This window comes from Rhizobium sp. 05L419 (assembly GCF_056397845.1).
The window spans coordinates 118155-129308 of record NZ_JBFTOF010000020.1 but is presented as its reverse complement, the minus strand read 5'-3'; the positions used below and the strand labels follow the sequence as shown (position 1 = coordinate 129308).

At 58.4% G+C, this 11154-nt stretch carries 7 protein-coding genes and 1 pseudogene; 5 read left to right on the top strand and 3 right to left on the bottom strand.

What is annotated here, in order from left to right; all coding sequences use genetic code 11:
- Positions 1–430: 430 nt before the first annotated feature.
- Entirely contained in the window at positions 431–2551 is a 2121-nt protein-coding gene (locus AC1DMK_RS22475; protein ID WP_477862121.1) for a carboxy terminal-processing peptidase, read from the top strand.
- Between the two features lie 386 nt (positions 2552–2937).
- On the opposite strand, the gene AC1DMK_RS22470 is transcribed toward AC1DMK_RS22475, so the two are convergent.
- The 3 genes and pseudogenes from AC1DMK_RS22470 to AC1DMK_RS22460 form a co-directional block, all read right to left on the bottom strand.
- Positions 2938–4272: an ISNCY family transposase gene (locus AC1DMK_RS22470; protein WP_477862119.1), complete on the bottom strand. Its 1335-nt coding sequence runs from the start codon at positions 4270–4272 to the stop codon at positions 2938–2940.
- A 138-nt stretch (positions 4273–4410) separates the two neighbouring features.
- A pseudogene (locus AC1DMK_RS22465) lies at positions 4411–4856 on the bottom strand (type II toxin-antitoxin system VapC family toxin).
- Between the two features lie 12 nt (positions 4857–4868).
- Positions 4869–5873, bottom strand: a complete 1005-nt coding sequence (locus tag AC1DMK_RS22460) for a LacI family DNA-binding transcriptional regulator (protein ID WP_037060324.1) — start codon at positions 5871–5873, stop codon at positions 4869–4871.
- Between the two features lie 180 nt (positions 5874–6053).
- On the opposite strand from AC1DMK_RS22460, the gene AC1DMK_RS22455 reads away from it, so the two are divergent.
- The 4 genes from AC1DMK_RS22455 (at position 6054) to AC1DMK_RS22440 (ending at position 11145) form a co-directional block, all read left to right on the top strand.
- The gene (locus AC1DMK_RS22455) at positions 6054–7301 is read left to right on the top strand and encodes an ABC transporter substrate-binding protein (protein WP_037060322.1); all 1248 of its coding nucleotides are present in this window, start codon (positions 6054–6056) and stop codon (positions 7299–7301) included.
- Positions 7302–7386: 85 nt separating this feature from the next.
- Positions 7387–8304 carry a carbohydrate ABC transporter permease gene (locus tag AC1DMK_RS22450; RefSeq protein WP_037060320.1) on the top strand — a complete coding sequence of 306 codons (918 nt, stop codon included), beginning with the start codon at positions 7387–7389 and terminating at the stop codon, positions 8302–8304.
- Positions 8304–9173, top strand: a complete 870-nt coding sequence (locus tag AC1DMK_RS22445) for a carbohydrate ABC transporter permease (RefSeq protein ID WP_037060318.1) — start codon at positions 8304–8306, stop codon at positions 9171–9173. The genes AC1DMK_RS22450 and AC1DMK_RS22445 overlap by 1 nt, the downstream gene beginning before the upstream one ends.
- Before the next feature lie 28 nt (positions 9174–9201).
- Positions 9202–11145: a glycoside hydrolase family 127 protein gene (locus tag AC1DMK_RS22440; RefSeq protein ID WP_477862116.1), complete on the top strand. Its 1944-nt coding sequence runs from the start codon at positions 9202–9204 to the stop codon at positions 11143–11145.
- Positions 11146–11154: the final 9 nt, after the last annotated feature.

The window sequence follows — 11154 nt, the reverse complement described above, 5'->3', positions numbered from 1 at the left end:
AGTGAGGTTCAGGCATGGGAGCGTCGTCGAACCGATAGCGGTGCCCAAATCCGATGGATGTTCTCAATCGAGCAAGCGCGCGAAAAGATGGCTAAGTCTTATCCGACACCAGTACTCAACGAGTCAGAATCTCGGTGACGGGACACTAGTTGCTGCTCACTATGATGCCGCAGCTAACGCTCTCGACTGGCCGGCGGTTCGAACCCCATCAACGCCGCTACGAGTCTCTTGGATTTGGTGCCCGCTTCGGCTCGATACGGTCAAAGACGCGTCTTTCCAAGACCGGCCCAGAAAGCCTGGATCATTAAAGTTTATGGCAGACAGCGCCCGCCTGCATTTGACCATCCATTCAGTTAGTTGCTAAAAAAACCGTAATTGTCCCCCCTACACGCACATAGAGACGCAAAATTAAGAATTGGATCAAAGCTGAATGCGCATACAAAACGGGTTCTTTGGCATATTCTTGGCAATTGCACCGTCCGCATATGCCCTAGAAGTCGGATCACCGCCTGTTTTGGCGCCGCTAAAGCAGCAGGCACAAGCCGCTCAGTTGAGTGCACAATTTCTCACGCGTTTCAGCTATAAGCCCGTTCCGCTCGACGATGACCTGTCGGCCAAGGTCATGAACCGGTTCATCAAGTCGCTCGATCCCGACCGCGTGTTCTTCCTGCAGGCGGACATCAACAGGTTCATGTCTGACAGCGCCAAGATTGATGACGCCATCAACCGGGAAGACCTGCAGATCCCGTTTTCGATCTTCAACTTGTATGAACAACGCGTTGTCGACCGCATGAACCATGCGCGCAACTTGCTCAAACAGAACTTCGATTTCAGTGTGCAGGAAGATTATTCCTTGTTACGCGACAAGGAACCTTGGGCGCAATCCGAAGCCGAGGGTGACGAACTTTGGCGCAAGCGCGTCAAGGGCGACTGGCTGCGGTTGAAACTGGCAGGTAAAACTGATGCAGCTATTCGCGACACACTCGACAAACGCTATGAAAACGCCCTCGAGCGCGCCTACAAGTACAAGAGCGACGACGTTTTCCAGTCATTCATGGACGCATATACAACGTCGATTGACCCGCACACGGACTATTTCGGCGCGACCGCTTCGGCCGATTTCGATATTTCAATGAAGCTTTCGCTGGTTGGTATCGGCGCGGTATTGCAGGAACGCGATGACTACACGACGATCCGTGAGCTTGTGCCTGGTGGCCCGGCGCAGTTGTCCGGCAAGCTGGCAGTCGGGGACCGTATTACCGGTGTCGGTCAAGGCGAGGACGGCGCGGTAAAGGAAGTGCTGGGCACGCGCCTTGATGACGTTGTGCAGATGATACGAGGAAAAAAAGATTCCGTCGTGCGATTGGACATCTTACCAGCGGATGCCGGAGCAGATGGCAATCATCGCATTGTCAGCCTGGTGCGTGATAAAATAAGCCTCGAAAAGCAGGCTGCCAAGAAAGCCGTCTTGTCCATAAAGGATGGTGAGGCCACGCGCAAGATCGGAGTTATCACTCTGCCGGCGTTTTATGAGGACTTCGAAGCACAGCGAAGAGGCGACAAGGATTACAGAAGCGCAAGCCGCGATGTCGCCAAACTCCTCGGTGAACTGAAGCAGGGCAAGGTTGACGGCGTTCTGCTTGATTTGCGCAACAATGGCGGCGGTTCATTGGCCGAGGCGATTGATTTGACAGGTCTGTTCGTCGGCAAAGGCCCGGTGGTGCAGCAACGCGGTACCGACGGTAAGGTGGTGGTTAAAAGCGATGATCTTCCAGCGCCTGCATGGACAGGTCCGGTGGGTGTGCTGATCAATCGCGGTTCGGCGTCGGCTTCGGAGATTGTTGCCGCAGCGATACAGGACTACGGCCGAGGTGTGATTGTCGGCGAACCCAGTTATGGGAAGGGCACCGTGCAAACTGTGATCAATCTTGACCAGGTGGCACACAACAGCAAACCGAAATTCGGCGAGCTGAAATTGACGATTGCCCAGTTTTTCCGTGTTAATGGCGGCACCACGCAGCTGCGCGGCGTGACGCCTGACATAAGCCTACCGGGACTTTCGGACCCTAAGAGCTTTGGTGAGGCGAGTTATGACAATGCCCTGCCGTGGACACAGATCGAGCCTGCGAACTATGCGCCTGCCGGCAATATAATGACGTTGCTGCAGAAATTGCAAAGCCGCCATGATGCGCGGGTGCAGAGCGATCCGGAGTTCCAACGCTTTTCGGAAGACATTGCCGAACTGAAGGCGCAGCGCGAGAAAGGGGTTGTCTCTCTCAACGAAACCGAACGGCGGAAAAAATTGACTGCTCGGGAGAACCGCCGCAGGGCACGCCAGCAAATAAGCGATGGTGTAGATCCTGGTGAAGACGATGGCCTGCAAGCAAACGAGCGTAGCCTGAGTGCTGATATTGCGATTGAGAATGCCCGCAAGAACGCAAAAGACGTCCTGCTTAACGAGGCCGCCGCCATTCTCGCCGACGAGGCGGATTTGCAGGAAGGCGTTTTAAAGGCAGCGACAAAACAATCGGGAAACAAAGACGGAAAATAGTCGTTGTCGACCGGCGTAGGTGAATGTGTTTGCGATCGGATCCTTTTTTCCTCGAGGCAGCCCGATTGCGGAGGGATACAGCGTCGCTCGCGACGCTCCGTGGTCGAGACATCAACTCGACAATGATGGGGGCTGGAGTTCAGATCCGTTCAAGAGCAAAGGGATCCGGAACCTCGTGCAGAATTTGTCCCGGGTCTAGCTAGTGCCCATCCATAAACTGCTGTTTTTCTCGTTTTTACAGCACTTGCGGCTCAGTGTGCGGCGCCTTTGAAGCCGTTTGGTCGGCATGATGGGTGCAAATCGCGGCGAAAGGGATTTCTGGCGGAAACGCGCGCATTGCCAGCTGCCGGCACTCGCCGGTGCGTCTGACGTGGCGGCATGGGATGTCAGGTCGAGCTGAGGCGCGTGAAGAGTGCGAGATTGTAAGCCACCACCGAGGACCAGACATAAGTCTTGAAGTGGTCAAGCCCGCGCCAGGTACAGCGGCCCAAGCCGTAGGCCCGCTTCAGGCATGAGATTCCGGCCTCGATGCCAGCGCGGAAGTTTCTGAGCTTGCGATAGACCCAGCGGCTGCTGACCATGTCTTCGATGTTGAGGCCGCGCTTCTTGTGGAAGGCCATGTCGCGCACGCCGCAGGCCTTGGCCGCGTTCAGATTTTCGCGGCTAGCATAGCCACCATCAGCCGCCGCCTGACGTGGCGCCTCGCCATAGAAGGCGATGTGGCGCTCCAGCATCGGCAAGAACCGCTCGCTGTCGGCCGGGTTGCCCGCTTCGATAACAAGGTCGAGGATCAGTCCGCTTGTGCCGCTGGTCAGATTGAGTTTATGGCCATAATCGACATCGCGGCTGCCCTTGACGATAATATCGGCGTGCGGCTCGAACAGGCTGACCAGCTTCTCGCCGGCCGGCACCGCCTCGCCAGCCAGAACCCGCCGCTCGGTTTGGGCGATAATCCGTTCGATCAGCGGCTGGTAATGGCAGACCATGGCCCGCCAGAGTTCGACGGCTGGGCCTGCCAACAGGGTCAATTCCTGCGCCGCCTGTTGCAGATAGTTCAAGGTCGCCCGGGTGCTCTTGAGCAACGCACGGTAGTGCTGAACCCGCTTGGGGCCGCCGCGGACATACTGGATTGCCCGGGCCCGCCCTTTCGCTGCGCGGCGGTGATCGCGCCATACTCCGGCACAGGCCAATGCATCGGCCCGCTGCAAGAGACGCACCATCACCCGCACGCAGTCCCATAAGAGGCTGCTGTCGCTCGGCTCATGCAGGAGCGCAGCCGTGACGGTGCTGTCGACACGCACGACACTGCCGGTTTCCAGCTTCTCCTGCCGGGCACTGGCAAGCAGGACCCGATTGATCGCTTCAAAGGTCTCGGCCCGGATCGCACTGATCGTCTTGTGCAGCACCGACTTCTTCGGGCTCCACCCCCAAGGCAATCGGGCAAAAGCCCGGAATGAGGCGGAGTCTTCCAAATGGAACGCCAGTTCCTGGTAGCTCAACTGACGATATTGCTTGAGAAGGGCGCAGCGTAGAACAGCCTCCGCCGGCAAGCCCTCACGGCCGGTTTCTTTGATGCCCTGTCGGCGCAGGTCCTGCGTCGCCAGACTGACCACACCGCGATGCTCGTCCAGCCACCGCGACATGGCTTGCAATTCACGGCCGATCTCGTGTTCGGCGAAAAGATCGAATATGCTGGCCTGGACGGTGCGTTCTTGGCGCATTGTCGGCTCCGGCGGTTGCGGGTTTGTCTTTAGAATCAGTAGCTTGATCTAAAGTGTACCTGAAGCCGCCGGGCTTTGCCCGCGGAAATATCGAAATTCACCCAATATTTTCAGTAGTTTACCGTTTATGGACGGGCACTAGTTAGGCAGGTTGACCGGTATGTGTAGTGAAGCGCTCGCGTGTTCGGCCGCGCCCGCAGGCGCTCGCCTCCAGCCCACAGGGCCGCTCGCTGGTGAGCAGATGCCAGCAGGGGAGCATCCGTGCAGCAGCCAATACCCATGCTGAAAATGCCGTGACGATCGATCATTGTCATGACTTCGTCGTACGTGGCGACGGCCGCTCCGCGCTGCGCCGCCAGAAGAGTGATTACACTGCCGCGATCCCGAAGGCTGCCAAGCGCCAGTTCAACGATTACGGCCGGGTGGCAAAGCATGGCGCGCAGATCTTGCCTACCGAACTCGGGGACGAGTAGCGACCGTGACGGTCCACGGTTGATACCTATCCAGACCGTTGAGTTCGTCAATGCGGCGCTCCCCTTGCGATGGGTCGGCGCCTTCTCACATCGATAAGCCGCGCCCGCAATCAGGCAATGCAGCTACTCTGCACCACAAGAGTTTCGGACGACCAGACTGCACGGAAGTTTCGTAACGCCAGGGGCGATTTTTTCTCCTTTGGACAGGGCCAAGATTGCCAATCCGGCCTGGTGTCCAAGCTCCTTCAATTCCATGTCGATGGTGGTCAGTGGCGGGCGTGTTTGCTTCGACACGACCTCCCAATTGTCGAAGCCAACCACGGCAACGTCGCTAGGGACAGAGATGTTGAGATCCCTGAGCGCGTCGATGACCCCGCGCGCGATCTCGTCGCTACCGCAGAAAATGGCGTCCGGCTTCACGCCCTTTTGGACAAACACGGTATCGACTGCCTCGCGGCCCCATTCCTCCGACCATTCTCCAAACATAACCTCGGCATGCTTCCCGACGCACTCTCGGTAAGCCTCCGCACGGCTGCGGGCCGCCTGGTAATCTTCCGGCCCGGTGATATGCAGGATGCGGGATCGGCCCAGCTTCATCAACTGCCCGACCGCAAGTCGAGCGCCCTGCGCGTCATCCGGAATGAAGGCCACGCTTTCGGGCGGTCCTTCCGCGAAAACGTAGACGACAGGGATCGGCAGACGGGCGAGCTCGACCGGCGGCTTCAGGTCGAGCCGCGTGGCGGTAAAGATAATGCCATCCACCTGTCGGTCGAGGAGCGCGTCCAGATGCAGACGGGCGAGCCGAGGATCGTTGTTGGTCGCGCAGAGGAACACAGAGACACCCTGATCGACCAGGACTTCGGAGACGCCGGCTGCCATCGGCAAGGTCAGCCTTCCATAGGTGTCATTGGTCAGCATACCGATCGCGTGGCTGCGCTTCTGCAACAATCCCCGCGCCAGCGCATTCGGTCGGAAGCCGATCTCCAAGGCGATTTTTCGGACCCGCTCCCGCGTCTCCGCGTTCGTTCGGCCGGTTCCATTCAGCGCATTAGATGCGGTCGAAATGCTGACGCCGGCCGCCTTCGCTACATCGTGAATCGTGCGTCTTTTTCCGTCTGTGTCGCTCACGTCAGGTCCTATCATCCTGTCTGATAAAAGCTTTTAGCAGAAAAAAATGTGTTGTTAAAAGGTTTTATCAGATTCCTGCCGATTCCCTGTGTACGGACTGTCGACAGGTGGAAAAATCCGCACTAGGCTTCTCTCCGTCTCAAAGGCCAACGGCCAAAAACGAGAAAAAGGGGAACAAGCATGCTTCGATTGAAAACAACGATGACCGCTCTTGCGCTGCTGGCAAGCTCTTCCTTCGCCAGCGCTGAAGAGGTTACTTTCTGGGTGCGTACCTCGTCCGGTGCCGTGCTGCAGGGACTGGCCGACAAGTACAACGCATCGCATTCCGACAAGGTGAACGTCACCCAGATCACAGCTGAGCAGATGGTTCCGAAACTTGGCGCTGCGCTTGCCGGCGGTGCGGCACCTGATGGCGCTGTGCTGGATCTGATCTACCTACCCACCTTTGCTGCCGCCGATGGCCTCGAGGATATCACTGATTTCGTCAAGGGCCTGCCTTACTCATCGGCAATGAGCCCGTCGCATATCCGCCTCGCGACTTATGACGGTAAGATTTATGGTGTCCCTGCGCTGCCCGACGCCTCGATCATCGCCTACAATACCGATCTTTTCACCAAGGCTGGTCTCGACCCCAACAAGGCGCCGGCCTCGCTTGAGGAGATAGCCGCCGATGCCAAGAAGATCACCGCGCTCGGCAACGAAACCTACGGTTTCTATTTCGTCGCGAATTCCGGAAGCTGGCTGATCTATGACTTCCTGCCGCATCTCTGGGCCGGTAAGGGCGATGTTCTGAGCGACGACGGCCGCCAGGCCACCGTCGATACGCCTGTCCTGCGCGATACGCTCGCCGCCTACCGCGACATGTGGAAGTCCGGCGCGATCCACCCGACCTCGCGTTCCGGCAATGGCAACAACGCGGTCGAGGCATTTGCCTCCGGCAAGGTCGGCATCCTCATGACCGGCTCCTACATCGTCAATCTGCTGACCAGCAAATATCCTGATGTGAAGTTCAACGTTGCGCCGATCCCGGGACCCGAGGGCGGTCAATCGAGCTTTGCCGGTGGCGATACACTTTCCCTGATCAAGGGCATCAGCGATGAGAAGAAGAAGGTCGCACTCGACTTCGTCAATTTCTACATGCAGCCACAACAGCAGATCTATATCACGCAGGAATCCGGCATGCCCTCGCGCACCGATCTTGCCAGCGAGGCCTATGCCAAGTTCGACAAGCGAAATCTCGTCGCCTACGACATCCTGGCCAAGGCGCGCACCCCCTACACCTTCTCGTCGGACGAACTCTTCGTCAGCCGCACCGGTCCCTTCCTCAATCTGATCCAGGGCGCCATCTTCGGGGATGACGTCGATGCGACGATCTCCAAGACGCAGGCCGATTTCACCAAGATTTTGGAGCGAACCAATCCGAACTGAGAACTGTTCGAATTGTTTGCGGGGCGTCTGTCGGCGCCCTGCTTTCGAGTGACCCAAGTGACATTCAAGCGGGAAGGAGGACGCCGTGACATCGTCGGTGCTTCGCAACAAGCTGCGCGCAATGCATGGCGGAGAGCCTAAGGGGTGGCTTGGTCTCGCGTTCATCGTGCCGAGCTTCGTCTTTATCTCAGGGCTGTTCCTGGTGCCGCTGGTGATGACGGTCTGGATGAGCTTCTACAACTGGCCGCTTCTCGGACGCACCAAGTTTATCGGCCTCGCCAATTACGCCGAGCTGATAGGCGACATCCAGCTCTGGCATTCTCTGGGATTTACGCTGCTCTACACCGTGCTCGTCACCGCGGCGATCCTGCTTGTGGCTTTTCCGCTGGCGCTTCTGGTAGATCGTCCGCTTCGCATCGTCGGGTTTTTCCGCACGATCTATTTCATGCCTGTCGTCATCGGCTTCGGCGCGGCATCGACCTTGTGGATGTGGCTGCTCAATCCCGACAGCGGCGTCTTCGCGCAACTGCTGCGCGGTATTGGATTGATCGATAGCGCGCCGCGACCGCTCGAGAGCTTTTGGCCGGCGCTTGGCGTTGTCATCCTGATGGTCGTCTGGAAAACGGCCGGCTTCACGATGGTCATCTTGCTCACCGGCCTGCAAGCCATATCGAACGATGTGATTGAGGCAGCCAAGATCGATGGCGCCAATGCGTGGGGCCGTTTCCGGCGCATCACGCTGCCGCTGATGCGCAATTCAGTGGTGCTTGCGCTGGTTCTCAATGTGACGTCGTCCATGCTGGCCTTCGACCAGTTCTTTATCATCACCCAGGGAGGGCCGGCAAACGGCACGATATCGGCCGTGTTCTCGATCTATCTCGCATCCTTTTCGTCCTATCGTCTCGGCTATGGCTCGGCGATCTCGTTTGCGCTGCTGGTGGTGCTTGTTGCCATCAGCGCCATCCAGTTCGTCTTCCTGCGTCAGCGGCCGGAGGAGGGCTGATGGACCGCTTGCTTCGCAAACCCGCGCAAAAGCCGCTGGGCGAGCACTTTGCCTTTCTCGGCTTCCTGGTTGTGGCGTTGATCTTTGCCGTCTTCTTCGTCATGCCGATCGTCTGGTCATTTGCCAATTCGTTCAAGCCGGCGGCAGAAGCGCTGGCGAACCCCGCCGCACTGTTTGCCAAGACGTTCTCGCTGGAGAACTACCGGCGTCTGGAGCAAGTCGGCGCCGGTTGGTACGTCTATGCCGGGAACTCGGTGATGATCGCTGTCGGAACGGTGCTGCTGACGGTTCTCGTTTCGGTGCCCGCGGGTTACGGCTTTTCCAAGTTTCGCTTCCCCGGCCAGTCACTCCTGTTCATCCTGATCATGGCCACTATGATGATCCCGTTCCAGTCGATCCTGACGCCGCTCTTCCTGATCCTGAAGGTCTTGCGGCTGCAGAACAGCCTCTTCGGTCTGGTGCTTATCTATGTGACCTTCCAGCTTCCCTTCTCGATTTTCATGATGCGCAATGCCTTCGATGCTGTGCCCAAAGCGCTGATCGAGGCAGCTCGGATCGATGGCGCTTCGCAGGCGACGATCCTGCGGCGGATCATGCTGCCAATCGCTTTGCCAGGTGTTGCCACCGTTGCCATGTTCGCCTTTCTCAATTCGTGGAACGAGTTCTTGGCCGCGCTGATCTTTCTGTCGGACCAGAACAAATTCACTCTACCGATCATGCTGGTGAACGTCGCCTCCGGCATCTACGGCATCATCGATTGGGGCGCGCTGCAGGCCGGTATCGCCGTCACCATGGTGCCCTGCATCCTGCTCTTCCTTCTCTTGCAACGATACTACGTCCGCGGCTTGACCGCCGGCGCCGTGAAGTAACAGCGGTCGTTCTGACCAAGGAGTTATCATGCCCAGTTCCCCGCGCGCTCGAGAGGCAAAGGCCGCAAGGATGCAGCGCTATGTGCCCGCCGATCATTCCCGCGTCTCCTTCGACGGCGGATTCTGGCAAAGCTGGACGCAGACGGTCCGCAGCGTCACCATTCCGTCGCAGTACAAGCGGCTCGAAGAAGAGGGCTTCCTCGAGGTTCTCGATTTCGACAAGCCGGCCGGTCCCCTGGCGCGACCGATCCAGCCGAGCGGGCTTTCCATGCAGCATTTCTTCGATTCCGATTTCGGCAAATGGATCGAGGCTGCGAGCTACACGCTGAAAGCTCACCCAAATGCCGGGATCGAGGCGAAGATCGACGGCATCGTCGAGAAGCTCGAAAAAGGACAGATGGCGGATGGCTATCTGAACAGCTGGTTCATCCGCCGTGAACCAGAGAAACGTTGGACCAATCTACGCGACCTTCACGAAATGTACTCGATGGGGCATCTGCTCGAGGGGGCCGTGGCCTATTTCGAGGCGACCGGAAAGCGCCGTTTTCTCGACGTGATGATCCGTGCCGTCGATCATATCATCGATACGTTCGGCACTGAGCCCGGCAAGCTGCGCGGCTATGACGCCCATGAGGAAATCGAGCTTGCGCTGGTCAAGCTCTACCGAGTCACCGGCGATCCCCGTCACCTACAGCTCGCCACCTATTTCGTCGACGAGCGCGGCCAGATGCCGTCCTACTACGATGAGGAAGCGCGCCAGCGCGGCGAAAATCCGGAAGATTATGTCTATCAGACCTATGCCTACAGTCAGGCGCACAAGCCGGTGCGCGAGCAGACTGAAGTCGTCGGCCACGCTGTCCGTGCCATGTACCTGTTCTCGGCAATGGCCGACCTAGCCTATGAAAACGACGATCCAAGCCTCAAGGAGGTCTGCGACCGGTTGTTTGACAACCTTACCGGGCGGCAGCTTTACGTCACCGGTGGCCTTGGTCCGTCCGCATCGAATGAGGGCTTCACGCGCGAATATGATCTGCCGAACGAAACGGCCTATGCCGAGACCTGTGCGGCAGTCGCACTTGGCTTCTGGAGCCATCGGATGGCTCAAACCGATCTCGACAGCAAGTTCACCGATAAGCTCGAGACAGTTCTTTTCAACGGCGCGCTTTCCGGAATCTCGCGCGACGGCGAGCATTATTTCTACGAAAACGTCCTGGAAAGCCACGGGCAGAATAGACGCTGGAAGTGGCACTATTGCCCTTGCTGCCCGACGAACATAGCCCGCTTCATTACCTCGCTTGGCCAGTATTTCTATTCCGCTTGCGAAGATGCTGTGGCGGTGCATCTCTACGGCGCAAACAGTGCCGAGCTAACGGTGGGCGACACTTTCGTCCGCCTGAAACAGGAAACGCGCTACCCATGGGAAGGTGATGTCTCGCTGACACTGTCACTGGAAAAAAAGAGCCGCTTCACGCTGAACTTGCGCATACCCGGCTGGTGTCGTGATGCCAGCGTCGCTGTCAATGGCGAAGCAGTTGATCTCAATTGCGCCGTGACGAAGGGCTATGTTGCGATTTCCCGCGACTGGAAGAATGGCGACGAGGTCCGTCTTTCCTTCGCGATGCCGGTCGATAGGCTCTATGCGCATCCCGCCGTCAGCGAGGACGGTGGCCGCGTGGCTCTGCAGCGCGGACCGGTGGTCTATTGCGTCGAGGAGACCGATGTCGGCGGCGAGCCGCAGCGCATTCGCCTGCCGGCGGATGCGCCAATCGCTGCGCGCTTCGACGAAAGCCTTCTTGGCGGTGCTGTCGTGCTCGAGGCCGAAGCAATGGAGGCGGACGCCGGAGATTGGGATGGCCGTCTATACCGGACTGCGCCGCCGGCGATCAAGCCTAAACCTATCAAGGCAATTCCCTATCATCTCTGGGCCAATCGCAGCGCCGGCGCGCTGCTGGTCTGGCTGCAGGAAAAGTAGGAGCGGATC